This window comes from Polaribacter sp. BAL334 (genome assembly GCF_015767435.1).
In the GTDB taxonomy this organism is placed as follows: Bacteria; Bacteroidota; Bacteroidia; order Flavobacteriales; family Flavobacteriaceae; genus Polaribacter.
In genome coordinates, this window is the sequence record NZ_JADWOV010000177.1 from 1 (window position 1) to 435 (window position 435).

Genomic DNA, 435 nt, shown 5'->3' on the forward strand with positions numbered 1-435 from the left:
AACGAATGGGGAAGTCAAATAAGAAACTACGTAATGCATCCCTATAAATTGGTAAAAGATGTACGTACCGCACACGAAACAGGCAATGTAGATGCTGTGATGGATGGAAATATTGGTGAATTTTTGAAAGCCTTTTTAATGCTGAATGGGCAGAAGGAGTAGCTGGTCGGTAATCGATGGTCGATTTTCGATGGTCGGTAATCGTTAGTCGGTAGTCGGTTTTCGAAGGTCAGTTTTCGAAATGCAATAAATCAAAAAATACACTATATTAGCAATATGAATTTAAAAGAATCTATTCAAAATAAAATGGCTGATTTTTTAACATTGTGTAAAGCACACAATGTTAAAAAATTATATGCTTTTGGGTCTTCAATAACGAATGAATTTAATGAGGAAACCAGCGATATAGATTTATTGATTGAAATTGACAATGAC

At 34.0% G+C, this 435-nt stretch carries 1 protein-coding gene and 1 pseudogene; both read left to right on the forward strand.

The features are described 5' to 3' along the window. A pseudogene (gene prfB / locus IU405_RS00925) lies at positions 1-162 on the forward strand (peptide chain release factor 2); the annotation flags it as partial. Positions 163-306: 144 nt separating this feature from the next. Beyond that, the coding region (locus tag IU405_RS00930; protein ID WP_197436760.1) for a nucleotidyltransferase domain-containing protein at positions 307-435 on the forward strand (129 nt) is incomplete at its 3' end.